Origin of the sequence: Streptococcus thalassemiae (genome assembly GCF_903645285.1) — a bacterium.
Taxonomy (GTDB): domain Bacteria; phylum Bacillota; class Bacilli; order Lactobacillales; family Streptococcaceae; genus Streptococcus; species Streptococcus thalassemiae.
This window is the reverse complement of sequence record NZ_CAHJXN010000001.1, coordinates 1-24,563: the sequence shown is the minus strand read 5'-3', so window position 1 is coordinate 24,563 and position 24,563 is coordinate 1. Positions and strand designations below refer to the sequence as shown.

Here is a 24,563-nt window from a genome sequence, read left to right as displayed (position 1 = left end):
GTATGGCTTTTTTAAAAGGTCGTGACGTAATTAGCGGTCAGGAAGGTACCGCTTTTATTCAAATCGACGGAAAAAATGAGTTCATGTTCTATATCAAGGAACTTGAAGCAACAGTTAAGAAAAACAAAGAAGAAGTCCGCACCCTTAACAAACGTGGTACGCAAGTAAAAGCGACTGGTTTCAAGGGTGAAGGTAAGATGACCATCTACGGTGTCACTTCAACATTCAAGGAAATGATGTTGGACTACATGAAGAATGGTCGTGATACATTCTTTGATATCCAAGTGACCAACGACGATGCGACAAGTTCAATCGGTCGTCAAACAACTATCTTGCGTGAATGTAACCTTGATGAAGTTGTGATGGGTCAATTAAAAGTTGAGGAAGATTTCTTGGAAGAAGAAGTTAACTTTACTTTTGAAGATGTGGATATCTTGGAAAAATTTAATGCGCCTAAATTAGGTTAGAAAGAGGGTAGATAAATGGCAATTTCAGACTTTTTACTAGAAAACGTTCAGCAGGAAGAAACAAAAGAGGTACACCTTAAACGTTTCAAATCTCCTTTTGTCATTCGCAGTATTGACGAAAGCCTAAATGATACGTTGAAGAAACGTGCGACAATCAAGAAGAAAAACCGTCAAGGTGTTGCTATCCCTGAGTTCAACAACGATAAGTACATCGACTCTTTAATGTCTGCCTGCGTTGTTACGCCAGACTTAAAAGATGCTCAACTACAAGAATCTTATCGTACGGTTGGGGATGAAGCAGCAACCTTGAAAGCTATGTTGAAGATTGGGGAATATGCTACCTTAATGCAAGAAATCCAGTCGCTTAACGGATTTGATGAAGATATCAATGATCTTGTTGAAGAAGCAAAAAACGACTAGAGGACGGGGACGCAGAGTTGAGTTATGCTTACTACTGTTTGCATCAATTTAACTGGACTCCGTCCTTTTTGGATAGCTTATCTAAACGTGAGAAAGCCTTGGTTTTTGCCTTTATCGATATCCGAGTAGAGGCAGAAGAAAAGGAACACAAAGAAATGGAAAGGAAAAGCAGAGGAAGGAGGAGACGGTAGAAGATGACTACATTAATGCAAACACTGGCGCTTAGAGATAATTTCTCAAGCCCTTTAAACCGAATTAACAGTACGATTAACAGGACTATTGCTAAGTTCGGCGAGTTGGATAGACGCGTCAAGAAGATGACGCAAACTGCAACGATTAAAGTCAAAGCAGATATGCCTAAGAATTTAACTGCACCTAAAGCTTCTAGCCCTGTAGCGCCTAAAATGGCGTCGCCTGTCACCCCTAAACTTCCTTCAACCGGCCCTCTTGTTGGTGGCCTTGGCGTTGCTACGTCCATGCTTGGTCGAATGACTTCTATTTCTCGTGCTTTGAATTTCATGGTTGCTATTCAAGCCTTGAGGCAAATGGCTAATTTAATGAGTGGTCTGATTAAGTCAGGCGATGAGTATATCCAGACCATGGCAAGGCTTAAGACGATAGAAGACGGATCTAAGACAGGCCAAGAACTACAAGATAGTATCATGGCAGCAGCACAACGCTCAAGGACTGGCTTCGGTATCATGGCAGACTCAGTGGCTAAAATACGCTTACAAGCTGGAGAAGCCTTTAAAAGCAATGATGAAGCTATTGCATTTGCTGAACAGTTGAATAAACTTTATAAAATCGGTGGTGCAAGCTTAGAGCAACAAAAAGCAGGAACGCTTCAAATCACACAGGCGCTTGCTTCGGGAGTTCTTCGTGGTGATGAGTTTAATTCTATGATGGAGAATGCTCCGCTTGTTGCCCAAAAACTAGCTAGACACCTTGGCGTTAGCGTTGGGCAACTACGGGCAATGGCTAAAGATGGACAATTAACCGGAGATACTCTTAAGAACGCTCTGCTTGGTTCAGCAGTTGAAACAAACGCTGAATTTGCGAAAATGCCGATGACTTTTGCTGATATGATGACTCAGATTGGCAACGTAGCTTCATACGCATTTCAGCCTTTGATTCAAGCATGGCAAGAGTTTATTAATAGTACCGCTGGACAAAACTTCATGGCAGGTTTAGAAACCGCTATGTTTGCGATTGGCCAGATAGCTCTGTGGCTCTTTAATCTCTTTGTTGCAGGTTGGAACTGGGTTACTGAGAACATAGATTTTGTAATCACTGCTTTAATAATGGTCGCAACTGTAGCTACCATAGTAGGTATTGCTATATTTATAGCAGGTATGATTGCACAGGCTCCATGGGCGTTAGTCTATTTAGTTATGATTGGCATTATTGCTGTTGCGCTCTTAATAGCTACAGTTCTAAATGCTATGGGGATTTCATTCTTAGACGTTGCAGCGGCTATCGTTGCAGCCTTTGTCTTTGTTGGAACGGTAGTTTATGACATTATTATGTTTGTTGTCAATCTTGTCATGTATATGATTGCACCGATTGTGAATCTCTTCGTAGCCATTTATAACATTGGTATAGCTATTGCAGAGTTTTTGAGAAATGTCTTTAAGCACCCGATTTATTCCATCAGAAAGTTATTTTATAATCTTATTCGAACTGTATTAGATTATTTTGCTTCGTTTGTTGATGGGGTAGTCAATGTAGCGCAATCTATCGGTAATGCTTTTATAGCTGGCGCAAACATGGCTATTAAAGCTATCAACTGGATCATTGACGCTTTAAATAAAATACCAGGAGTGAATCTAGGAAAAGTTGGCGAAATGGGCTACATGTCCAATGACGGTAGTTTTGCCAATGGTATTCGTGCGATGGGAGAGATGTTTAATCCAGGAGAGGCTCCTGATGATTATGAATCTTTTGACGGCATGCGTGCTAACATGATGACTCCAGGTGGTTTGTGGGATGGGATGAAAAATCCTTTCTCAACTGCTGGTAATGCTTTTAGTGGTACTAAGGCTTTTGGTCAAGGTGTTGGTGATGCTATGCAAGGCTTCGCTGATAAGATGAAAGGTCAAGACGAACTTGCTTCTAAATTTGACCAAATGAACCAAACGCCTGCAGGAGCAGGTGCTCCGGAAGGTGGCGGTGGCAAAGGACTTGGAGACAAGTTAGGTAAAGGCAAGAACATTGGTAACGTCGGTAAGATTGAAGATGAAGTCAAGCTGAAAGACGAAGATATCAAGATGATGCGTGATGTTGCAGAACGTAAGTACATCATTGATTACCAAGTTCTAACACCTCAAGTTAGTGTCAATTACGAGTCTAAAAATAGCGCTACTGAACAAGATATCAATGATCTAGTTGGCAAGATTGAAGAAAAGATTATCGGACTGGTCGATAGCGACCTAGGAATTGCGTAGGAGGTAGAAAGAAATGGCGATTGGTATTTTTGTAGAGTACAAAGGTCAAGTCACACAACTTCCTGTCAATCCAGAGGAGCTAAAAACAAAGAATAGCGCAAATAACGAGTCAACAACGAGTATTGCGCTAGGAGAAATAACCCAGATGAGTTTTCCTAAACTCTCTGAGGTTACTTTCACTTCATTCTTCCCTAGAGACACTTTCCGCTCTTATGTCCTGAATAAATCAGGAACGCCTGAAACCTATGTCCGACTCTTAAAGAAAATCATGGATGGGAAAGAACCTTGTCGCTTGATTATCTCTGGCGTGGGTATCAATATACTTGCGACAGTTGAGAGTTTTGAGCAACAAAGAAAAGCTGGTATTCATGAGGATGTTTACTACGACATCACTTTCAAAGAGTACAAGATGGCCAAGGCTCGGTTTGTAAAAATCGAAAAGAAGGTATCAGAGGAGAAGAAAGCTAGTCAACCTCAGAAAGAACAAGCCCCTTCGACTAAGAAAGAAGTGACTATCGGTGCAAAGGTGCTCGTTAATGGGCAACTTCATAGAGATAGCTACGGAGAAGGGCCTGGTCAAACTGAGTCAAACGCAACTAGACTTGTCAATTATATCAATATGAAAGGGTCGCATCCTTATCACGTTACTATGCTTGATGGCGGTTGGCGTGGTTGGGTTACTGCTGATTCGGTGCAAGTCCTATGATGGAATTTCTGATTCAAGATGTGAATGACGGTAAAGTCTTTGATATCACTGAGTTGGTCGGAGGTGTCAAATGGGAAACCAGCATTGATTTTCAGCCGGGAAAACTTGAGTTTGATATGATTATAGACTCGCAGGTTGCTTGTAACTTTGGGGATGTCATTCGCTTTAAGGTAGATGATAAGGGCATTTTTTACGGTAAAGTTTTCAAGAAAAAGCGGAAATCAGCCAAGAAATGGTCGGTTACTGCTTATGACAGAATGAGGTACCTGAAAAACACTGACACAATCGTGTTTGAAGCCTCTAAAAGTCATGAAATATTTAGTAAGATTTGCGAAATCTCAGAACTTGAGTACAAAGTTGTTGATGAAGGTAACTGGACGTGTCCTGAGAAAATCGAAGATAAAAAAACTTATTTTGCGATGATCCAGAACGCTTTGGACTTAACGTTGATTCATGGTGGCATGTGGTACATCATCAGAGATAACTTTGGTACAGTCGAGCATATAGCCTTAAATTCGCTGATTACTGATTTAGTGATTGGGGATGATAGCGTAGCTACAGACTTTGACTATGAAGGCTCTATCGATGATAGTTTCAACTATGTAAAATTGACTAAAGACAACAAAGAGAGTAAGAAGCGTGAAGTTTACGTCGTGAAAGATTCTAAAAATGTTGCTCTTTGGGGTAAGTTGCAGTACCACGAAAAAGTGGATGAAAAGATGAATGAGAGTCAGATTCAACAAAAGGCTGAACTCTTATTGAAAGCTAAGAATCATCCTAAAAAGACTTTTAAAGTTCCTTGTTTAGGACATCTTGGAATCAGTGCAGGCAACAGTGTGGTACTGGATTTTGCTGATTTAGAGTCCGAAGGGATTAAGAAGAACAGTCTTGGCATCATCTCTAAATGTACCCATAAGTGGGATAAGGTGCATACAATGGATTTAGAATTGAGGACGCTGGAATAATGGCAGGAGAGTTATTAGCACGACTTTTGGCGCAAGGAGTAGATGATGGAACAGACAGAACAGACATTGTTTTTGGTTCTGTCACATCTGTTTCTCCTCTGACAATCAAGGTTAATAATAAACTTGAAATCCCTGAGTCCTTTTTAGTTCTAAGTCCGATGGTTAAAGAACTACGTACTGGAGATACTGAAGGGGACAATAAGAGGTGGATTGTTTTTCGTGATCTTGAAGCAGGAGACAAAGTCTTAATGATTAAAGCCCAGAACGGGCAATTATACTACGTTTTACAAAGGATGGAGTGAAGATGGTAGATATACGAAACATTGAAGAAGTTGTTTTGCCATCCTACACTTATCAAGTGAAAAATGGCAGAATACACGGATATATTGACGGCTTAGAAGCCATGAGGCAAGCAGTTGAAAAGATTCTGCTTACAGAACGGTTTGAGTGGGTAATCTACTCTTCGAACTACGGAGTAGAATTGGAGCGCTTGATTGGAAAGCCTTATGATTTTGTAAAAGCTGACCTTGAGAGAACAATTTCTCAAGCTTTGTTAGTTGATACAAGAATTAAAAGTGTTCAGAATTTCTTTATCGAGCAACAAACCAAGGACAGCTTGCTTTGTGTCTTTGAAGTCCATACCATATCCGGTTTATTTAAAGTTGAAAAGGAGGTGACGCTGATTAATGATAGGTGATTTCTTAGAAAAATACACGTTTGATTATCTGATGAATGACGCTCTTTCTCGTGTCAATGAAAATATTGATACACGGGAAGGTTCTATCATCTATGACGCATTAGCGCCTGCTTGTTACGAGTTAGCTGGTTTTTATTTGCAGTTGAAAAATCTACTGCTAGATACATTTCCACAGACCGCTATTGGTCAATACCTAGACTACAAGGTTGAAGAGTTCGGACTCCACCGTTATCCGTCAAAAAAAGCAGTACGCTTTGCGGAGTTTAAAAATGAGAGAAAAGAAGGCGTACAAATCGCTTTGGGTTCTCGTTTTGCGACAATTGACGATGCTGCACTCATCTACAAGGTTGTTCGTGCAACAGATGTAGTAGGTAAGTATGAAGTAGAGTGTGAGACGACTGGTGTTGTTGGGAATCGCTACTACGGCAATATCTTACCCTTGGAGAACTACAGAAGCCTTGCCACTGCGGTCTTAGGAGAAATTGTTACATCTGGGCAAGATGAAGAAACTGACGATGAATTGCGGAAGCGTTTCTTGATTTACGTCAATGAGAAGCCTTTTGGCGGTAACTTCATTGAGTACGTTCAGCGTGTCCGGGAAATTGATGGTGTTGGCGCAGTTCAGGTTTATCCAGTTTGGAATGGCTCAGGAACGGTTAAAGTGGTTGTTTTAGACAACGACTTAAACTTGGCATCTACCGAGACAATTAAGAAGGTGCAAAATGTTCTGGATCCACTAGAATATACTGGAAAAGGAGTTGGACTTGCTCCTATCAATCATCGTGTGACGGTTACGACCGCGACACGCTTCCCGATTGATATTGAGTTTAAACTTGAGTTGATGACAGGATATCAGCTAAATCAAGTAAAAGGACTGGTAGACAAGGCTCTAGACCAGTATTTCTTGGACTTGAGAAAGAACTGGGCGCAATACTCAGATGTCAATACCTACAGCATGAAAATCTATCGCTCGCAGTTAATGGCTAAGCTACTGACCATTACAGGTATCGCAAACGTAGATAAGATGAAATTGAACAACCGTGAAGCTGATTTGTCGCTTGTTTTTACAGGACAATTACAACAATTGCCGTATAAAGGAACAGTGAGGACGGTTTAATGGTAAAAGAAGTAAACTTATCTGAATACGTTCCAGATTACTACGAGGGCGTCAAGGATATGAAAGAACTGATTCGGGTTGAAAATGCTCTGTTTAAAGACGGTACTATCTCGTTAGATCAGTTCATCAAGAACCAGTTTATTATGCTCTGTGATGTCCCTACCTTAACGAAATTTGAAGAAGTCTACGGTATTGTTGCTCACGCCGACGATACGTTGGAGTGGAGAAGAGAGCGTGTTTTACTGCGGATCAATATGAGGCCACCATTTTCATGGTGGTTTTTAATTCGCAAATTAGACGACCTTTTCGGGAAAGGAAAGTACAAGGCTTCAGTAGATTTCGCTAATCAGGTTTTACTGATTGAGTCTGGAGCAGAAACGAGTGGACTTTTTAGAGAGTCAGTTATCTTTGTCAATGCAATCAAGCCAGCAAATATGGGGTATACTCATATCCCGACAGTAACAGAAAGAGTCAAGCTGAAAGAACGGTTGTTCAAGACTTCGGTAGATTTCGCTAGAGCAGGTTATGCAGTTGTAGGTGTGACACCTTTTGAATACGAAGGACCGCAAGAGGAGGTTTTATTCAATGATTAAAGAAACGTTACTAAATACAGTTACAGAAACCGTACTAGCTAAAATCAACAAAGCAAGGTTGAACGATAATCAAATTGTGACGATACAGAAACAACGAGAGCAGCGTTTTGTTTTGATTGATTTCTTGGTACCAGACTCAATCAGAGAAATTAACAAGATTGAGTTGCTAGACAGTTCAAACGTACCTCAGTCTGTCATTGATGTGTACGTTCCGATTGAAACAACGACACGATTCAAATATAGACTGGAGGTGCTAACAGATGGCTAAAATTTGGCGGTCAAGAGACATCATTGGCGCTGAAGATGCGCAACGATGGGAAAACAAAGCCGACTTAAATCACAGGCACAAGGTTGGAGACATCGACGGTCTGTCTGAAAAGATTGACGAGTTCACTAGAAGTAAGGCTGAGAAGGTTGACTTAACTGGTCACATCAACAACCGAAACAACCCACACGGTGTCACTAAACAACAAGTGGGTCTAGGTAACGTGGACAACGTAAGGCAAGCCAGTTATACAGACCATGAAGCTACAAAAAGAGAAGTCGCCGAGCAAGAACAACGATTGTCATTGCTAGAAGAAATGGTACTACAGAATGCGTTCTATATACCAATCAAGGCTGAAGATAATGATGATGTATTGCTAGGGGACGAAAACAATAATCTAGTCGTAGCTGATTGGAAATACCAAATAGTAGAAAGGGAGGAATAGATGAATGGTAATTATGAGTAACCAAGTTAGAAAAGCTACTGATTTGCCAACGTTATCCAACGTATCAGACGGAGATGTGGTGCTAGTTCATAGTGGAGCAGGATTGAAAAAAGTACCTGTATCCACTTTGAAACGAACATTTACAACACCACAATCGGCTATATCAGTAGCAACATCAAACTCAAACGGTATCGTCAGACCGGATAATCAGACGACAGAGGTTTCAAATGGTGTGCTGAAAGCAAAGACTGCAACTAGTGGGCAGGCTGGTGTGGTGCGACCTGACAACTCAACGATTACAGTCGATAATTCGGGTGTTTTGCGAGTAAACAGGTCAGCGCTTGGGATTCCAAGTACACCGTCCGAAATAGTCGCTAATAAGCTGATTAACCAGAACGGAAACCAGCAAATGAAGTATTGGTATGGATCTAAATATCAATATAATTCAATTAGCACGAAAGATCCCAACACAATCTATGATGTATATGAGTAGGTGATACTATGGCTACAAGAGAAGGAATTTATGTTAGAGGACATGAAATTGTCCAAAGATACGTTGGTAATAGGTTGGTGTGGGAGAAGAATAAACTTATATTTATTGGATCGCTTTCCTATCGTTTTACGTCATCAAATGCCAATAGTGTTGAGTATAGCCTAGAAAACTTAAATGGAATCTATAGATTAGCAGAATACGAAGCATACCGCTCAGCGATTGTTGTAGAAAGAAATGGGCGTAGATTTAAGAATGTATCCGTGAATATAGAAGCCCGTACTGGGCAATTCAATCAAACAGAGGGGCGAATTATAATTTATTTCGCAAATCCCGGCGATAAATATAATTTTCTTTCTGTGTCGGGTTCGACATCATTTTATAAAAGCAAGAGGTAATTAAACATGGAATTTGTATTAGTAAATAAATTTTTTAGAGTTGGCAAGACGGAAGTCTCTATTCAATGTGACAAGCCGTTTACTTTTTTCACTCGTGAGTTAGAGGGTGACCGTTTGGGTGACACGGACGAAACGCTCATTGAAGCAGTCAAAGAGATTCTACGTACCGAACTTGACCCTACAAGCGCAATCGTCAAAAACCAAGAACAACTGGCTAAGACGACGGAAGCGCTGGAGAGAGCCAACCAACTCATGGATGGCATGCAGAAGGTCAGCTTACACAATACTGACGATATCGAGGAAATCTTTGCACGCTTGGAAGTGCTTGAAAAACACAATGGCATTGAACACGAGCATGAGGACGAAGCAGAGGGGCCTCACGTTTCTGAGGCAGAAACACACCCTACTGAACCGGCTCCAGTAACTCCACCGGTTCAACCAGAACCCCAACCAGCCACAGAAGTAGCCACAAACGGAGTACCGAACGTGGTCGTATCTGAACCAGCACCAGCTCCAGCGCAACCAGTGGCAGAAGCGCCTATCCAACCTGCACCAGCAGTAGAACAACCAACAGAAAGCGAGACAGAACATGAAATTCCTACACCGACAAGCGAAGCGAGCACTAGTGAAGACAATGGAGGTAGCAACAATGAGTAAAATTACATTAGACCAAGCTAAAATTGACATGTACATTAACCTGCTGAAACGTGGAGCGATTGACTTTTCATTTGTCAACAAACGCTTCCGAGACCGTGTGCGTAAAGAATTGGAACGCCTTGGGTTGAGCCATTTGGCGAACTAGAGAGGTGTTTATGGATGTCTTTGAGAAAATAGAACACTTTTTCACTAACGTAATGCCAGTGCTAACTCCAACAATCATTGCTTGGATAAGCTATCGGTTGCCGAAAAAAGCCAAGGAAGAAACAGATAAAATTGTCTCGGAACTAACCGATGTCAAGAAACAGATTGAAGATGTCCAGACTACCGCTAAAGATAGCAATTCCAAAATCGATGAAGTACAGGAAAAGCTAAAAGTGCACGACGAGGCGCATCTAAATACTATGAAGTTGCGCCTCGGCCGTGATATGCGACAGGCTATTAACAGAGGATATACTTCTAGAGATGAATTCTCCCTAGTAGAAAGTATGCATAAAAGCTACAAAACTCTAGGAGGTAATGGCTACATAGATCGTTTATTTAGCGATTTTGAAAAATTGGATATCAAAGAAGGCATCTTAATAGATGATTAGATAGAAAGAGGTTCAGAATGGGTTGTAAAAACCACAGAGTGAATACAACCAATTTGGCTCGAATTGATGGTGGCGACCTTGTTAAGCAAGGAGATTTGTCTTCTACTTTTGGATTCGAATTGTTAGATGAAAATTACCGTGTTATGACCTTATTTGAGGGTCAAGATGCGGTTGTTACTCTAACAAAGGGACCACGTAGGTGGAAGACAACTGCTCCCGTCACTAGCCATTCTGTCAATTTCAATTTAGACAGTATTCTACCAAGCGGAAAATACCGAGTAGAAATTTCGGTCGGAGGATATATCTTCCCAAGCGATAGAGATACTTATATTGAAATTGAAGACTCAGACAAGGAATTGGTTACTGAAGATATCTATAAATTAAAGGAATTAGATATAGCAGAAGAAGTAAAAAAACAACTTGCAGAAAGACCTGCAAGTGAAGGTGGAGCATGTCAGGAAATCCCTGACTTGCTTTTTTACTACAATTTAGGAAAGGTGTAAAACAATGGATACTACAAAATTAACAGCATTCGCACAAGCGGTCGGAGCAGATATCAAGGAAGTGAAGCAAAGTGTCAGCACTAAAGTAGAAACTTCAGCAATGACGCAAGCTATTTCACAGGCAGTTACTCAAGCTAAATCCGAAGTTAAGGCTGAAATCTTGGGTGAAGGAACGCCTGAGAACCTTGATACCTTGAAAGAAATCGCGGAAAAAATCACGAGCATGGGACAAGATGAAAATAGCGCACTTCTTGGCAAAGTAACTGAAGTCAGCGGACGTGTAGACCAGATTGCCAATGTTGACTTGGTCGCAACCTATAACGCAGCGAAAGCGTGAGTGCTATGAGTAATTTAGAGGAATTTGCCCAAACAGTTGGGCGTGACGTCAAGGCGCTGAACCAAAAGCCTGAGCCAATGCTGACACTGACAGGAATTACTCTTGGAATTGTTGGGGGCAATCATGTCACCCTACCATTACCAGACAATGTAGGTCAAGAAATCCGTGGCACTGGCTCGCCAGAAGGGCGTATAAGTGCAGAAATAGGAGCGACTTACATCGACACAGCCAAAACTAACGGCGCTTTAAAATGGATTAAGACTACTGATGGTGGAAATCAAGGCTGGAAAGTTGTTGAAGGTGACACTGGTTGGGTGTTAGGTTGGCAGGATGATACGAATAAAGATGTCATAAACCGAATGTATTTCAGACGTATAAATGATGTTGTACATGTGAAATTTGAACCTAAAATTAACAAAAGCACTATTAGTCCTAGCGCTAATTTAATATTAGATCTTGGCGGTTATGAGTCAGATGATAATTTATCTATTGATGGTTTTAAACCTGTTGATGATGTAGTTCAGACTATATATGGTACTTCTAGCGATATTTATTCTAATACTGCTAGTGCGGAAAATTCAGAAGGTGCGCAAGGAACAGGGGCTGTGATTATTCAGTATGAATATTACCGTCATGATAAAACTAGATTGAAATTACAAATTGTAACTAGTACATTAGGTGTAGCAGAAAATCACGTCAACCCATTCTCTTATTTAACAGAAGATGAGTGGCCTACAACATTACCAACAATAGGAGGATAAACACATGACACAATTTAATGAATTTATTATCGCTTTTGCGACAGGCTTTTTAGCAGTAGCAGTAGGCGGTATTGTAAAAGCAGTAAAAGATTATCTTTTGCGAAAAGGCGGAGAGAAAGCGGTGATTATCGCTGAAATACTAGCCAAGAACGCAGTTAATGCCGTTGAGCAGGTAGCTAAAGAGACTGGTTTTAAAGGTGATGAGAAGCTAGAGCAAGCTCGTGATAAAGTTAGAGCTGAGCTGACCAAATATAATATCAGTATGACCGACAAGGACTTGGACACCTTCGTAGAGTCAGCAGTGAAACAGATGAATGACGCTTGGAAAGGACAAGAGTAATGGATATCGATACAAGCAGACTACGTACAGGCTTGCCCCAGGTTGGGGTGCAGCCTTATCGACAAGTACATGCTCACTCAACAGGCAACCGCAACTCAACAGCTCAGAATGAGGCAGACTACCACTATAGAAAGGACCCTGAACTTGGGTTCTTTTCTCATGTGGTCGGAAACGGACGTGTCATGCAGGTCGGACCTGTAAATAACGGATTTTGGGACGTTGGTGGTGGTTGGAATGCAGAAAGCTATGCAGCAGTTGAGCTGATTGAAAGTCATTCAACTAAAGAAGAGTTCATGACAGACTATCGCCTTTATATTGAATTGCTACGAAACCTAGCAGATGAAGCAGGCTTGCCGAAAACACTTGATACAGACGACTTGGCGGGTATTAAAACGCATGAATACTGTACTAATAACCAGCCCGACAACCATTCAGACCACATTGACCCTTATCCATATCTAGCCAAATGGGGCATTAGCCGCGAACAGTTCAAGCAGGATATTGAAAACGGCTTGACAATTGAAGCAGGCTGGCAGAAGAACGATACAGGCTACTGGTACGTACACTCAGACGGCTCTTATCCAAAAGATAAGTTTGAGAAGGTCAACGGAACCTGGTATTACTTCGACGGCTCAGGCTACATGCTTGCGGACCGCTGGAAGCAGCACACTGACGGTAATTGGTACTGGTTTGACCAGTCAGGTGAAATGGCTACAGGCTGGAAGAAAATCGCTGAGAAGTGGTATTATTTCGACGTAGAGGGCGCTATGAAGACAGGATGGGTCAAGTACAAGGAGACTTGGTATTATCTTGACGGTAAAGAAGGTGCCATGGTATCAAACGCCTTCGTCCAGTCCGCAGACGGAACAGGCTGGTACTACCTCAAACCAAACGGAACATTGGCAGATAAACCAGAGTTCGCAGTCGAGCCAGACGGCTTGATTACGACTAAATAAAATGTGATATAATGGTTATGAAATAACGGAGGAATTTATGAATCACGAAAAAATCGGTCAGGTTACCGATGAAGTAAAAGAAATTTTTAATATTGTTCTTGAAGCAAGTGAAATCAAGGTCAACAAAGAAGGCTTGAGAAGCCATATGTTGAAACGCCATCATAATGATGTGATCCATCATATTGAAGACTTGGAACTCATACTAAGAAATCCAGATTTTGTTGGAGTCAATCCGCGAGAGAAAGACGCTAGTTTTGAATATGTAAAAAGATTTGATGATAATGTTCTCGTTGCCATCAAGTTACATAAAAGTGGCGATTTCTTTTATGTTCCGACCATGTATCGCTTACAAGATTTCAAATTACAAAATCGTATTAAGTCTGGTAGATTGAGAAAACTTGACAAAAAAAGCAGATAGTGCTAGAATAACATTAACGAAAGACATTTGAGGGCAGAAAGGTTCCTGCCGCACCTTGGAAAAGGTATCTGAGATGCTGGGTACACCGACCAGCCAAGTGTCCGTTATTTCAAAGGAGGGGCTTAAATGCTCCTTTTTTTATTTAAAATTTCAAAAAAGATTATCCCCACCGCAGGCTCAGGCTTGCGTTTTTTTGTTTGCTCTGAAATTGACTTGTTGACATCAACAAATAGTATTATAAAGTGCTTGGTTGCCAATTTTGTTGACGTTAACAAAATTAGAGTTTGTATTTCTATTTTGCAAAAACGCGCATTTTGAACGATTAGAAAGCAAAATTACAATCCTATTGTTCAAAAAAGCGTTTTCTTGAAGAATAGGAATAGAAAATCGTGGTGTATTATTGTCAAAAACGGTGTTTTGTCAATAATAAAAACAGGGGGCAAAAAAGGGGCATAAGGTGTAAACTTTTGTATTTTTACGGTAAAAAATATATGTAGTTTATGACGTATAAACCCTTATTTTACAAGGGTTTGCACTCATGTAGTTTTATATAAAAGCTCTAAAATAGAATACCGTGGATTGAAATCATTCTACAACTTGAAAAAATAATCGTTGATTTAACAACGTTTCTAGCCCCTCGGATTTTATCCGAAGGGCTATTTTTGTATTTAGGGGGCAAAAAAGGGGCAAAACTTTTTAAAAAATCTTTTTCATAACTTTATCCAGTACATTGATTGCTTCATCTTTCATGTTCTTCGTGACGTGAGTATAGATGGAATTAGTAACATCAGAATCAGAATGTCCAACCCTATCCATGATTGTTTTTAGCGGAATTTTATTCTCAGCTAAAATGCTAATAGTTGTATGTCTGAAGATGTGAGGGGATAGATGTTTGGGAATTGGTTTCTTTAGGCGTTCATTTGCTCGCTGGAGAGACTTGCTTAGGATAGAGCTATGAACGGGCTTTCCCGTATTTGTAACAAAGATGCGGTCGCTTTTATGCCAATTCTTATCGGTTGTTTCGCTTAGACGATTTAATTCAATCATTTTATCAAGTATTTCAATCTCTCTTTTTGTGAGGTGTGTCGTCCTGAAGCTGGCAAAAGTCTTAGTTCCATCATCGTCTGGAATGTATCGATTAAATGTAGTATGAATATCTAATGTCTTACTATCTTTGTGATATTTGTCTAGTGTAAGACCAGCTAACTCACCGACACGACAACCGTTCAGGATCATAAACTCACATGCCAAGGCGTATCGTAATGTAATATCTTTTCGATAGAGTTCTTTTAAAATAGCCTTGTATTCTTTTGGTTCTAGATATTTATCCTTTGCATTTTTAATCTGCTCCAAGCTTTGTTTTTTTCTCGGAAGTTTGGCTTTCCTAGCAGGATTATTCTCAATAAAACCTTGGTCGATAGCATAATCAAAGAAGACGTTTAGAATTGATTTGACACGATATTTTTGGGTATATGTCCATTCTTCAGTATCAATCAATCTTTGAACCAGCCGTACATCCATATTTTCCAATTTAGTACCTAGTTCAACTTTATCGGATATTCGGTTGTAGGTAGCTAACATAGTCTTATACGTACTCAATTTAATTTGCTTCTGGTGAAATTCCCACCATTCGTCAAAGACTGTGTGAAAGAGAGCAGAAGCAGTAGTCAATTTTTGCAGTAAGGATTCTATCTTTTCGTCCAGTTGTTTCTGAGCTTCTTTCTTAGCTCTTGCTGAACCCGAATCAAGAGTGACAGATACCCTTTTCCATTTCTCGGTATACGGGTCTCTGTATCGTTCAAAGAATTTATATTTTCCGTTGGAAAGTTCTTCCATCCACATTGATTTTCACCTCATTTCTTGATAAAATAGGCATAGTAAAACAGGCTTTTTAATGCCTTTTACTATACAGGATATCCTCACGCTCAGAGTCGCCAAACTTTGCGAGCGTGGGGATTTTTTAGTTTTTAAAAAGGGAAGCAACAGTTAAGTTACTTCCCCTGGCACGCTAAGGTGCAAAGTCTAAAATTATGAGGGTAAACCTCTAAGTAACTTAATTATAGTTCAATTTATAAATACTGTCAACGATCTACTCAAATCCTTTGAAACTCTCTAAAATCTTATCTTTTGAGTCTGTAGCATTAAGCACTAAAACAACATAATTTCCGTAGATATAAGCAGGGTGTCCGATTAACTCTTTTTCTTTTTTAGCTTCTTTAAACATTGGGTTTTTCTCGTAGTATTCGTAAACTTCTACAGCAGTATCATCTTCTAAAATGAACCCTTTCCCTGATTCGGCTTGAATAAGACTAGCTTCTTTTGAGATTTCTTCTTTGATAGTGAAGCCATTGCTTTCTAGTGCTTTTTTAAAATCGTCTAAGCTAGTAGCCTTTTTAGAAGCAGGTTTGTCATTTGCTTTAGTTTGCTTTGTTTTTGGTTGTTCTGCGCTATCTTTGGTAGTCGATTGGTTGTTTGAACATGCTACTAGAACTGTAGCACTAAGCAAGATTGCTGATGTTGTTAGTAGTTTTTTCATTGGTATTCTCCTTTATTTCCGTTTTTTATATGCCAACTATTTCCAAAAAGGAAACAGTTGATTTTTACTATTAATTTTATCTACACCATAAAATTAAATCGATTCCAACGATATGTAATGTTCAAAGAGAGTGTGGTTTTTATTTTTGGGCTAGGATGGCGATAATTGAAACGACAATCCCGATAATTGAAAGAAGAGATCCGACGGTTAATGCGATTAACCATTTTTTGTTTTCTTCTTTCTCTTTTTGTTGCTCCAGTTTGAAATCAGAGAACATTTTTTCCATTCGAAGTCCCATATTTTCAAAACCATCACGCATTTCAGTTCTGACTTGGTCGAATTTTAAATCAACTTTTTCAAAACCATGTTTGACATCAGAATTGATTTTATCAAGTTTTAAATCAATTTCTGTTTTAGTATACATTTCACGTTCCATACTTTGTTCCTCCTGAATCTTTGCTTTCATTATATCACCATTAGCATAATTTTGGGAACGCAATTCTGTGACTTTGTCTGTAGTTTTTGTTTTAAACTCGCTTGTACCACTCATGCCTGTTACCTCTTGTAAAGATAGATATATTGATGAAATTCATCGAGAACCTTTTGATATTCCGCGTCAACAAGTTTGAGAGTAATTCTATAATCACCTTGTTTTTTAGGGGTCAATCCAAAGATAAAACTTCCTGTAGTTATACCGTAATTATTTTTGGAGAAGATAAATTCTTCTTCATGGATGTATACGTTTGAAACGTGTATGAGTTGCTCATGGAGTTGTCCATCTCCTTGAAAGAAAACATGGATTTGGTATTTGTAATTAGCTTTAATATTGAACAAATCAATGTCTACTCCAAGCGAAAAAGAAGCAGGAAATTCATCCAAAGAAGAAGCAGTTGTCAAAAGTTTTTCATTTTCTAAGTGTACAAAACGAATGTTCGATATTTTTTCATTAAAGGAAATTGAAGAAAATTCTTCATTTAATTCAACCATTGTTATTCTCCGTCTATTTTTCTCTATACAAATTTACGACTTCCCCAATGATTCGGAAGTCTGTTTCTGGTGTGATTGGCATATCTTTGTAATCAGGGTTCAAGCTATGTAGGTAGGATTGTTCTGTATCAATAACCAGTTGCTTGATATATGCCTCTCCGTTGTAGTTAAACACTCCGATAACACCATCATTCAAATCAACACTTGTCTGGATAAACACTAGGTCGCCATCATGATAATCAGGCTCCATGGAGTCACCTTTAATCGGGATAACAAAGTCAGCATCTACATCTATTGGCAACTCTATCTGTTCAACTCGTACATCATTCAAATACTGCCCAGTACCAGCAGAAGCAGCGTGGTCATAGTAGTCGTAACCATAGAGTTGAACAACTTTCTCCGATACTTCGTTTATCTTCGTTTTTCTTCGCTTCTCTTGTTCATCTCGTAATTTTTCAGCGTATGTGATAACTTTTCTTTGTCCAGGCGGTTCAAGTTCGTTGTAGATGGATTGGATGGGGGAAGTGGCAGGTGGTGGTGCAGGGCTGACTTTGATAGCAGAATCTTCACTTACAAACCTTGGGTCTAAAGTCGATTTTAATACTCCAAAATAATCAGCTATCTTTTGTACATTTCCGGGTATAGGCAAAGAAGTTCCTTTCACATAACCCGTTAAAGTGCTAGCAGGTATACCTGTCGCTCTGGACAATTCAACTTGCTTACAATTCCTATCCGACAAAATCGTATTAAGGTTTGCGGAAAAGATTTTCATATCCTCTTTGTCTTGAGGAGTTAACTTTCCTCGTCCTCTGGCCATTATTTTTCTCCTTTTGTCTTTTACTATATAATAACGCTTATTTTCGTATTTGTAAATAAAAAATTCGAAAAAAATACGAAAAAATTCTAAAAAAGTATTGACATACGATTTAATTCGTAGTATAATTAAATCAAGCTTAAGGAAATAACAAAAAAACAAATCGGAGGGAAACATCATGAACACATTAAACGAGAAAGCAATCAACATCTTCAAAGCAGTAGCAAAGGAAACTTTAATTCAAGGCACTTGCGAGGAAAACTTCCTCTATAGCCAACTTGAAGCATTCTGCACTAACTGCCGTCAATTCGCTTTCGGATGGACAGAGTTAGCAGAAGAGATCGAACGTCAAGAACGTTACCTTATTGATTCTGGTTTCACTCAAGATGAAATCGATGACATTCGTTTTGATGCAGCATTTGAAGGAATGCTTGACAAAATGAATGTAGCCTGATTGGTATCACCAAGGTTCGAATCTTTGGCAGGTTGTTGCTCCAAGAGCAAAATAAAAAAGGAGGCGATAGAATGACAGAAAAAGTCATAGAACTTGCAGATCAATTCATTGGCTCGCATGAAACGTACAGAGAAGCAAAGATAGCGTGTGAGAGGCTATTTAGACAAGCCAGCTATGAGATAGAACTCAGGGCGCCGGAATGTAAAACAAGGGGGTGAGTGCGTGCAAAAGATGACGCTACGAGCAATAAGAACAAATTACAATTTATCTGCAAAAGAAGTTGCTGATAAACTACAAATTCATCAACAAACGTTGTTGAAATATGAGCATGACAGTTCTAAAATTCCAGTTGATTTATTAGATAAGCTAGCTCGGTTATACAATGTTAAAAAAGATTTTATTTTTTTAGGAAAAAAATACGAATTAAATCATAGTTTAGGAGAGATATGAATGACCAATACTTTACAGAGGTAGATATGGATAATCATGAGAGATACTTTAAAATTCCGTATCGGCTAATAGAAGATGATTATTTCTCAGGATTAGATCCACTAGCTGTTATGATTTATGGTATTCTGATTGACCGTGTTTCATTATCTCGAAAAAACAAGCAACACTTTACTGACAAGGAAGGGCATTTGTACGTTATAGCTACAAATCCTGAAATATGTAGTTGGATTAAAAAAAGCGAACCAGTAGTAATTAAATTAAAAGGACAACTGATAGAACATGGCCTTTTGAAAGAAAAAAGGCAGGGCGTTAGATTGGCGAATTTACTATATCCTCAGAAAATCAGAACTAAAGAAACTTTAGTTCAAGAACTTAAAAATGTTAAGGGGGGAACTAAAGAAACTTTAGTTCAAGAACTTAAAAATGTTAAGGCTAACCAACCTAATAATAACCAACCTGATATAACCAACCTTACTGAACCAGATGGTGCTGGTGCTAATAATCTATATAGTATGGAGGACGCACCCGCAGAAAATGATTTGGGAATTGTTCACGATTGGATTTTTTCAGAGTTTGGAAGATACCCAACACCATTTGAGATTGAGGACTTGAAATACTTCTTACAAGATCATAGTAAAGAGGTTATCAAGTTAGCAATCAAGGAATGTGTGGGAAATGGTAAACCTTACTTCAAATATCTGGAGAGTATCTTAAGAGACTGGAAACAGAAAGGTTTAACTACTGTTAAGTTGGTAGAGAATAGACAGAAACCGAAGCGGTCAAGTGGGAAGTCGAGCAGTGAGTTGAGATTGTCAGACGATGGTTACAACCCACGACTGGGATTCTAGGAGGGTGCTATGCGAGCAGTATCAAGAGATGAATTGCAGGGTAGATTTTTACAGATTGAAACTTTGAATACTCAATGTCCCAAGCATGAAGGTGTGTATATGTGGCGTTCAGTCAACCCTTGCACACAGAATGTGATGACTTATTGTCCTGAATGTTGGCAGGATAAAATCAACAGTCAAGCAGGCGAACAACTTGCTCAAGCTGAGGCTCAAATCAGAAATACACGGTCTTACTCTTTATTTTCTAAGGAGAGCATCATTCCACCTGATTTACAAAATGCCACTATCGGCAACTTTGAGATTCACACAGACCAAGATGCTGAAGCAGTCAATTTCGCTAAGCGTGTGACGGTTGACTATGTGAAGGAGCGATATGAGGGGAATACGATTATCAGCGGTCCGCCTGGAGTTGGTAAGAGCCATCTAGCAGTTGGAATTGCCAAGACGCTGAACGAGAGTTTTCAGAAGTTCCAGTTGAAGCGCTCGGTGGTCTATATTCCCTCCATGGAACTATTCTCACGGATGAAAGACGCTTTTAGATACAAGGATTCCAAGTGGGAAGAAAGACGGACTATCCAGTTCTTGCAGAAAGTAGACTACTTGATTTTGGATGACCTTGGCAAAGAGTCAAGTGTAGGAGATGAAATCAAACAGGGGAACAACTGGATGCAAAAAGTCCTGTATCAGATACTTGAAAACAGGACGAATACGATTATAACTACGAATTATGGAGGCAATCACTTGGAGCAACTTTACGAGAAAAGCCTAGTAGATAGAATAACGAAAGGAAACATGAAGACCAATGCGTTCAAATTTAGCAATGACACAGAGTCTAGACGCACCTTGTCAGCAAGTGACTACTGAAGAACGTCAGAAAATTATTGAACAGTTTGAAGCTAATCACTACGGACTATCTAGCTTGCTGAAAGAGCGGTTGCTGATTACAAGCGACTACCAGTTTACAAGAAAGATGAACGAGCTGACGTACTATGCAACAAATGGAAGCGTCTATAGAATCTAAAAATAAAAGCACCTGACGGCAATCAGGCGCATACTTAAATATTCAACATGATTATAACACGAAAGGGAGGAAATTGCATGCCGAAAACAGAAATTACTTATAAGCCAGTTGATGTGGACGAAAAAGCTACGCATGGCGATTACAAACATCTTTGTCAGAGGTGGGAAGGGTTGACTCCAGGGACTGCAAAAGTCTGGGCGGGTGAAATGCGAGAACATCCTGATTTTAAGCAGTTCATCGATAACCCAACTCATAAGATTGTATTTATCGATTACGAAGGATTTCGCATGTTCGTCAAATGGAAAAGTCGCAATCGCTATCGTGCGAAGAAAGAAACTTTATCAGAAATGCTTGAGAATATCAAGAAAGAAAAACAATTCGGAGTATAGGAGAGAGAAAATGTTTGAACCACCATTAGTTAGCCAGCTTTTAGGAACTGGCGCAGTGATTTTAGGATTTATCATCGCAGGGTTTATAGCTCATCAGTTGGATAAGCAGGAAGAGGAGAGAATCCGCCAGAAGGAAGAAGAGAGACGAGAAGAGCAAGAATTTGCGTCTATGATTATCCAAGGGTACAACCAAGCATACGAACGTGGTAGAGAGGCACAGCGTCAAGAAATCCGCAAGAATGTCCGTCGGGAGTTCAAGGGCTTCACATACGACAATGAACCGCCTGTAGGATTGCGTCCTGAGCCATTATCCTTACCAGAACCACGAAGATCACGCTATGCAAAGCATTTGGGGTAGAGCAAAGGAGACGCTGATGACTAGAATTGAACTTGAAAACCGTGTATGGCTTTTGGCCAATCATGAAGAAAAAAACGAATTGCTGGACCTTGGGCTAAAATAAGGGAATTACAGAGTTTTTAAAGGAGGAAGAAAATGGCAAGTTTAACTTTCCCAGAGTTGCAACAAAAAATGCAATTAGAAAAAAAGAAATCCAAAGATGTAAAGTACGCATTTAGAAATGCCGAGGACATCTATACAACTTTCAAAGAGCTAAAAAGCGATTGGTCTGTAATCGTAACTGATGAACTCATTGAGCTTGTTGGAAAAATCTTTGTAAAAGCAACAGCCGTAGCTTTTAATGATGAGAGAGACGAGAGGTACCAATCAACAGCATACGCTGAAATGAGTCCAGTTCCAGTATTTAATACCCAAAAAGGGCAGATTAAACAAATGCAAGATCCGCAATGGACAGGTGCAGTCAGCTCATACGCTCGAAAATATGCTTTGCAGGGGTTGTTTGCGATTGGTGAAAAAGATATTGATGAGTATCCAGTAGAAGAAAGCCAAGAGCAAGGGCAGAATAATCAGCAACAGAAACCAAACAACCAGCAAGCCCGAGAACAAAATCAAGTAAGGTACATTGACAACATTCAGTATCAAGAAATTATCAAGAACGTTGAAGAAATTGCGACGATTAAGGGAGCGCCAGTTGATACAGTTGCAAATTTTGTATTGAGCAAGTACCAAATAGATGATTTCCACAAAGTGCCAGTTGATGGCTATAACATAGTGATGGAATATCTCACTAAACAAATTCAAAAAGCATACGAAAAACAAGGAGTACAAGACATGACTGAAAATAAAATTTATTCGCCATGAGCTTTCACAGAAAACGAAAGCCAAAAACAGAAATCTAATCTTTCAGCTCTAAAAGAGTTGAAAGAGAAATATATCATCAAGGACAAATGGAATTACGACAAAATGAATGAACAAGATCAAGAAACCGTTGATGTTGTATATGGTCGAGTTGGTGGTGGTTACGGGAATTCACTATATGAGATTTACAAGAATACCCCTAATTTATCAAAAACAGAACTTGCCTTAATTTGTGATAATGGCAATTTATGTTTTGGACATTCATCATCAGGTAGTAAAATCAAAATTTTCACAGACTAGGAGAACAAAGGCATGGTAAAAGATGTAACTAATAGCTTGACAGAAATTAAGGTAGATTTCCAACCAGCAGTAATCAATGTTGATTATGATAGCGTTGAGAAACAACTTGCAGCAATCGTTGCACAGTACACGGATTATGAGGTGACGGCATCCACTTATAAGATTGATTATGATGAGCGTACACGCCTTAATAAATTAAAAGAGGCGTTGGAAACTCGGCGTAAGGAAATCAAAAATAACATCAATAATCCATACAAGGAATTTGAGAAGTGGTATAAGAAAACAGTTGAGCCATTGGATAATGTTATCTCAAACATCACAGCAGGACTTAATGCGATTGATGAACATGAACGATTGATGCGCGTGGATGTTATCCGGACTACCTTTGAGGATAGGTGTATGTTCGCAGGGATTGAAAAATCAACATTCGCTGACAAATACGATGAGTACAGCCTCAAGAAATATTTTAAAACAGGCAAGTATGAGCTGAAAAATACAACACTTGATGAAATGGATGCCTTGGTGCTTTCAGAATTTGATGCCCTGGAAGAATATAAGGCCAACAAGCAAGCTATCCAAGAGCAAGCTCAAGAGTACGATTTGCCAGCTGATAGCTATATCAGACATCTTGAAGATGGTAAGAGCCTTGTTGATGTTTTCAAGATGATGAAAACTGATCGTGATGCTGAGATTGCACGCAAAGAGCAGAAAGAGGCTCAAGAAAAAGCAGAAGCTGAACGACTTGCAGAGATTGAACAATTGGCCAAAGAAAATGCAAATGCGCATATCAAGGCTTACGATGCTGAAACAGGCGAGATTTTGGAGCAGGGTACAATTACACCAGAACCTCAAAACAATGCGCGAGAGGTGGCAAAATTTGAACCTAGCGAGCCTTTAACAATTGACTTGCATTTGACATTGCATGGTGGGAAATCTCAGTTTGATCAGTTGAAAGAATGGCTTGAGGATAACTTTATCAGCTTTGAAACTTTGGAGGGTTAGGTGGGATTTAGAAAGTATCAACTTATTTTAGAGTTTGAGGAGGCTAACAGGCCTCTCACACAAATTGAAAAGAAAAGCCTTGCCATTTACTCTATCGAGTATTTAAAAGTGGTGCTAGATAGCTTAGAACGTGAATATTGCAACAGGAGGTATGCACAATGAAGTTTAATGAACTGATTGAAAATGTAAAAGGTTGGTCAACAGAAAGGAGTCAGAACTATGAGATGTTTTTATGTCAGTGGTAAAATTGCAGATCTTGATTTGGGGTCAGAAATCAATGCAGAAAATTCATTTATGGCCGCTATTAAGTTTGTGAAACGATACACCGACTTATTAAATTTTGGTTCAAATGAAATCAAGGTATCAGAAGTAGAGGAGGTGCAAAATGATAAATAACGTTGTTTTAGTAGGGCGGCTTACAAGAGATGCCAATCTAAAATATACGCAATCTAATATTGCGGTTGCTACGTTTACTCTTGCTGTAAATCGTCCATTTAAGAACGAGGCTGGAGAGCGTGATGCTGATTTTATCAATTGTGTTATCTGGAGACAGTCAGCTGAAAATCTTGCTAATTGGGCTAAAAAAGGCTCATTGATTGGTATCACAGGAGTAATTCAAACACGTACCTATGATAATCAGCAAGGTCAACGTATTTATGTTACAGAGGTTGTTGCTAGTAACTTCCAATTACTAGAAAGTCGTAACAGTCAGCAAAATAATCAAGGCCATCAAGATCATCATGGCGGTTATCAGCAACAGGGGTACAGCAACCAGGGCAGTTCTTTCCAAAATGGAAATAACATAGGGGACAATTTCCAAAATGGAAATAGTTACGGGCAACAAGGGAGTTTCTTTGAGGGGAATACAAAAAAACCATTGGATATCAGTGATGGTGATTTGCCATTTTAATGTTTGATAGATTGGAAAAATATGACTGAATTAGTAAAAGTAGACGTGCAGTGTCCGTTTTGTG

Annotated in this window: 40 protein-coding genes; 35 read left to right on the top strand and 5 right to left on the bottom strand. The window is 39.5% G+C overall.

Annotated elements, in window-relative coordinates; genetic code table 11:
* Window positions 1–2: 2 nt before the first annotated feature.
* The 22 genes from HWX15_RS00200 (at window position 3) to HWX15_RS00095 (ending at window position 13,572) form a co-directional block, all read left to right on the top strand.
* Window positions 3–467 carry a phage tail tube protein gene (locus HWX15_RS00200; RefSeq protein WP_175879908.1) on the top strand — a complete coding sequence of 155 codons (465 nt, stop codon included), beginning with the start codon at window positions 3–5 and terminating at the stop codon, window positions 465–467.
* Window positions 468–482: 15 nt separating this feature from the next.
* Window positions 483–887: a phage tail assembly chaperone gene (locus HWX15_RS00195; protein WP_023948071.1), complete on the top strand. Its 405-nt coding sequence runs from the start codon at window positions 483–485 to the stop codon at window positions 885–887.
* A 194-nt stretch (window positions 888–1,081) separates the two neighbouring features.
* Entirely contained in the window at window positions 1,082–3,331 is a 2,250-nt protein-coding gene (locus HWX15_RS00190) for a tape measure protein (protein WP_175879907.1), read from the top strand.
* 13 nt (window positions 3,332–3,344) lie between these two features.
* On the top strand, window positions 3,345–4,037 hold the full coding sequence (locus HWX15_RS00185) for a hypothetical protein (RefSeq protein WP_175879906.1): 693 nt from the start codon (window positions 3,345–3,347) through the stop codon (window positions 4,035–4,037).
* The gene (locus tag HWX15_RS00180; protein ID WP_175879905.1) at window positions 4,034–5,002 is read left to right on the top strand and encodes an XkdQ/YqbQ family protein; all 969 of its coding nucleotides are present in this window, start codon (window positions 4,034–4,036) and stop codon (window positions 5,000–5,002) included. The genes HWX15_RS00185 and HWX15_RS00180 overlap by 4 nt, the downstream gene beginning before the upstream one ends.
* A complete protein-coding gene (locus HWX15_RS00175) occupies window positions 5,002–5,304 on the top strand; it encodes a DUF2577 domain-containing protein (RefSeq protein ID WP_015973671.1) in 303 nt (100 codons plus the stop codon). The genes HWX15_RS00180 and HWX15_RS00175 overlap by 1 nt, the downstream gene beginning before the upstream one ends.
* A gap of 2 nt (window positions 5,305–5,306) precedes the next feature.
* The gene (locus HWX15_RS00170; protein ID WP_023948079.1) at window positions 5,307–5,699 is read left to right on the top strand and encodes a DUF2634 domain-containing protein; all 393 of its coding nucleotides are present in this window, start codon (window positions 5,307–5,309) and stop codon (window positions 5,697–5,699) included.
* Window positions 5,689–6,816 carry a baseplate J/gp47 family protein gene (locus HWX15_RS00165; protein ID WP_175879904.1) on the top strand — a complete coding sequence of 376 codons (1,128 nt, stop codon included), beginning with the start codon at window positions 5,689–5,691 and terminating at the stop codon, window positions 6,814–6,816. The genes HWX15_RS00170 and HWX15_RS00165 overlap by 11 nt, the downstream gene beginning before the upstream one ends.
* Window positions 6,816–7,409 carry a putative phage tail protein gene (locus HWX15_RS00160; protein ID WP_175879903.1) on the top strand — a complete coding sequence of 198 codons (594 nt, stop codon included), beginning with the start codon at window positions 6,816–6,818 and terminating at the stop codon, window positions 7,407–7,409. Before HWX15_RS00165 ends, HWX15_RS00160 begins: the two co-directional genes overlap by 1 nt.
* Complete coding sequence (locus HWX15_RS00155) at window positions 7,402–7,677, top strand: hypothetical protein (RefSeq protein ID WP_175879902.1); 276 nt, start codon at window positions 7,402–7,404, stop codon at window positions 7,675–7,677. Before HWX15_RS00160 ends, HWX15_RS00155 begins: the two co-directional genes overlap by 8 nt.
* Window positions 7,670–8,119 (top strand): hypothetical protein, encoded by a 450-nt coding sequence (locus HWX15_RS00150; protein ID WP_175879901.1) that lies wholly within the window; start codon window positions 7,670–7,672, stop codon window positions 8,117–8,119. The genes HWX15_RS00155 and HWX15_RS00150 overlap by 8 nt, the downstream gene beginning before the upstream one ends.
* Before the next feature lie 4 nt (window positions 8,120–8,123).
* The gene (locus tag HWX15_RS00145; protein ID WP_175879900.1) at window positions 8,124–8,612 is read left to right on the top strand and encodes a phage upper tail fiber protein; all 489 of its coding nucleotides are present in this window, start codon (window positions 8,124–8,126) and stop codon (window positions 8,610–8,612) included.
* 8 nt (window positions 8,613–8,620) lie between these two features.
* A complete protein-coding gene (locus tag HWX15_RS00140; protein WP_175879899.1) occupies window positions 8,621–9,007 on the top strand; it encodes a hypothetical protein in 387 nt (128 codons plus the stop codon).
* Window positions 9,008–9,013: 6 nt separating this feature from the next.
* A complete protein-coding gene (locus tag HWX15_RS09750; RefSeq protein WP_217703778.1) occupies window positions 9,014–9,664 on the top strand; it encodes a hypothetical protein in 651 nt (216 codons plus the stop codon).
* Window positions 9,657–9,809, top strand: a complete 153-nt coding sequence (locus tag HWX15_RS00130; RefSeq protein WP_175879898.1) for a hypothetical protein — start codon at window positions 9,657–9,659, stop codon at window positions 9,807–9,809. The genes HWX15_RS09750 and HWX15_RS00130 overlap by 8 nt, the downstream gene beginning before the upstream one ends.
* 10 nt (window positions 9,810–9,819) lie before the next feature.
* On the top strand, window positions 9,820–10,257 hold the full coding sequence (locus HWX15_RS00125) for a coiled-coil domain-containing protein (RefSeq protein WP_175879897.1): 438 nt from the start codon (window positions 9,820–9,822) through the stop codon (window positions 10,255–10,257).
* A 17-nt stretch (window positions 10,258–10,274) separates the two neighbouring features.
* Window positions 10,275–10,760 carry a hypothetical protein gene (locus HWX15_RS00120; protein ID WP_175879896.1) on the top strand — a complete coding sequence of 162 codons (486 nt, stop codon included), beginning with the start codon at window positions 10,275–10,277 and terminating at the stop codon, window positions 10,758–10,760.
* A gap of 4 nt (window positions 10,761–10,764) precedes the next feature.
* The gene (locus HWX15_RS00115) at window positions 10,765–11,097 is read left to right on the top strand and encodes a hypothetical protein (protein WP_112445251.1); all 333 of its coding nucleotides are present in this window, start codon (window positions 10,765–10,767) and stop codon (window positions 11,095–11,097) included.
* 5 nt (window positions 11,098–11,102) lie between these two features.
* Window positions 11,103–11,858: a hypothetical protein gene (locus HWX15_RS00110; protein ID WP_175879895.1), complete on the top strand. Its 756-nt coding sequence runs from the start codon at window positions 11,103–11,105 to the stop codon at window positions 11,856–11,858.
* A gap of 4 nt (window positions 11,859–11,862) precedes the next feature.
* Complete coding sequence (locus tag HWX15_RS00105; RefSeq protein WP_175879894.1) at window positions 11,863–12,198, top strand: phage holin; 336 nt, start codon at window positions 11,863–11,865, stop codon at window positions 12,196–12,198.
* The gene (locus HWX15_RS00100; RefSeq protein WP_175879893.1) at window positions 12,198–13,154 is read left to right on the top strand and encodes an N-acetylmuramoyl-L-alanine amidase family protein; all 957 of its coding nucleotides are present in this window, start codon (window positions 12,198–12,200) and stop codon (window positions 13,152–13,154) included. Before HWX15_RS00105 ends, HWX15_RS00100 begins: the two co-directional genes overlap by 1 nt.
* Before the next feature lie 37 nt (window positions 13,155–13,191).
* Window positions 13,192–13,572, top strand: coding sequence for a PBECR3 domain-containing polyvalent protein (locus tag HWX15_RS00095; protein WP_175879892.1), 381 nt, complete (start codon window positions 13,192–13,194; stop codon window positions 13,570–13,572).
* 696 nt (window positions 13,573–14,268) lie between these two features.
* Here HWX15_RS00095 and HWX15_RS00090 read toward each other — a convergent pair.
* The 5 genes from HWX15_RS00090 to HWX15_RS00070 form a co-directional block, all read right to left on the bottom strand.
* The gene (locus HWX15_RS00090) at window positions 14,269–15,414 is read right to left on the bottom strand and encodes a tyrosine-type recombinase/integrase (RefSeq protein WP_217703777.1); all 1,146 of its coding nucleotides are present in this window, start codon (window positions 15,412–15,414) and stop codon (window positions 14,269–14,271) included.
* 247 nt (window positions 15,415–15,661) lie between these two features.
* Window positions 15,662–16,108, bottom strand: coding sequence for a hypothetical protein (locus HWX15_RS00085; protein WP_175879891.1), 447 nt, complete (start codon window positions 16,106–16,108; stop codon window positions 15,662–15,664).
* 139 nt (window positions 16,109–16,247) lie between these two features.
* On the bottom strand, window positions 16,248–16,658 hold the full coding sequence (locus tag HWX15_RS00080) for a hypothetical protein (protein ID WP_254867321.1): 411 nt from the start codon (window positions 16,656–16,658) through the stop codon (window positions 16,248–16,250).
* 5 nt (window positions 16,659–16,663) lie between these two features.
* Entirely contained in the window at window positions 16,664–17,095 is a 432-nt protein-coding gene (locus HWX15_RS00075; RefSeq protein ID WP_175879890.1) for a hypothetical protein, read from the bottom strand.
* A gap of 13 nt (window positions 17,096–17,108) precedes the next feature.
* A complete protein-coding gene (locus tag HWX15_RS00070; RefSeq protein WP_175879889.1) occupies window positions 17,109–17,912 on the bottom strand; it encodes a S24 family peptidase in 804 nt (267 codons plus the stop codon).
* Window positions 17,913–18,087: 175 nt separating this feature from the next.
* Between HWX15_RS00070 and HWX15_RS00065 the strand changes: the two genes are divergently transcribed.
* The 13 genes from HWX15_RS00065 (at window position 18,088) to ssb (ending at window position 24,499) form a co-directional block, all read left to right on the top strand.
* Complete coding sequence (locus HWX15_RS00065; RefSeq protein WP_175879888.1) at window positions 18,088–18,363, top strand: hypothetical protein; 276 nt, start codon at window positions 18,088–18,090, stop codon at window positions 18,361–18,363.
* Window positions 18,364–18,434: 71 nt separating this feature from the next.
* Entirely contained in the window at window positions 18,435–18,581 is a 147-nt protein-coding gene (locus HWX15_RS00060; protein ID WP_175879887.1) for a hypothetical protein, read from the top strand.
* A gap of 4 nt (window positions 18,582–18,585) precedes the next feature.
* A complete protein-coding gene (locus tag HWX15_RS00055; RefSeq protein WP_015973623.1) occupies window positions 18,586–18,813 on the top strand; it encodes a helix-turn-helix domain-containing protein in 228 nt (75 codons plus the stop codon).
* A complete protein-coding gene (locus HWX15_RS00050; protein ID WP_175879886.1) occupies window positions 18,810–19,661 on the top strand; it encodes a DnaD domain protein in 852 nt (283 codons plus the stop codon). The genes HWX15_RS00055 and HWX15_RS00050 overlap by 4 nt, the downstream gene beginning before the upstream one ends.
* A gap of 9 nt (window positions 19,662–19,670) precedes the next feature.
* Complete coding sequence (locus HWX15_RS00045; protein ID WP_175879885.1) at window positions 19,671–20,525, top strand: ATP-binding protein; 855 nt, start codon at window positions 19,671–19,673, stop codon at window positions 20,523–20,525.
* The gene (locus tag HWX15_RS00040; protein WP_175879884.1) at window positions 20,515–20,682 is read left to right on the top strand and encodes a hypothetical protein; all 168 of its coding nucleotides are present in this window, start codon (window positions 20,515–20,517) and stop codon (window positions 20,680–20,682) included. Before HWX15_RS00045 ends, HWX15_RS00040 begins: the two co-directional genes overlap by 11 nt.
* 77 nt (window positions 20,683–20,759) lie before the next feature.
* A complete protein-coding gene (locus HWX15_RS00035; protein ID WP_175879883.1) occupies window positions 20,760–21,071 on the top strand; it encodes an excisionase in 312 nt (103 codons plus the stop codon).
* 10 nt (window positions 21,072–21,081) lie between these two features.
* Window positions 21,082–21,429: a hypothetical protein gene (locus HWX15_RS00030; protein WP_175879882.1), complete on the top strand. Its 348-nt coding sequence runs from the start codon at window positions 21,082–21,084 to the stop codon at window positions 21,427–21,429.
* Window positions 21,430–21,564: 135 nt separating this feature from the next.
* Window positions 21,565–22,290: an ERF family protein gene (locus tag HWX15_RS00025; RefSeq protein WP_254867320.1), complete on the top strand. Its 726-nt coding sequence runs from the start codon at window positions 21,565–21,567 to the stop codon at window positions 22,288–22,290.
* A 102-nt stretch (window positions 22,291–22,392) separates the two neighbouring features.
* On the top strand, window positions 22,393–22,587 hold the full coding sequence (locus tag HWX15_RS09780) for a hypothetical protein (RefSeq protein ID WP_254867319.1): 195 nt from the start codon (window positions 22,393–22,395) through the stop codon (window positions 22,585–22,587).
* Window positions 22,588–22,599: 12 nt separating this feature from the next.
* Window positions 22,600–23,589 carry a DUF1351 domain-containing protein gene (locus tag HWX15_RS00015; protein WP_175879881.1) on the top strand — a complete coding sequence of 330 codons (990 nt, stop codon included), beginning with the start codon at window positions 22,600–22,602 and terminating at the stop codon, window positions 23,587–23,589.
* Window positions 23,590–23,808: 219 nt separating this feature from the next.
* Window positions 23,809–23,985 carry a hypothetical protein gene (locus tag HWX15_RS00010; RefSeq protein ID WP_175879880.1) on the top strand — a complete coding sequence of 59 codons (177 nt, stop codon included), beginning with the start codon at window positions 23,809–23,811 and terminating at the stop codon, window positions 23,983–23,985.
* On the top strand, window positions 23,975–24,499 hold the full coding sequence (gene ssb, locus HWX15_RS00005; RefSeq protein WP_175879879.1) for a single-stranded DNA-binding protein: 525 nt from the start codon (window positions 23,975–23,977) through the stop codon (window positions 24,497–24,499). Before HWX15_RS00010 ends, ssb begins: the two co-directional genes overlap by 11 nt.
* The last annotated feature ends 64 nt before the right edge of the window (window positions 24,500–24,563 follow it).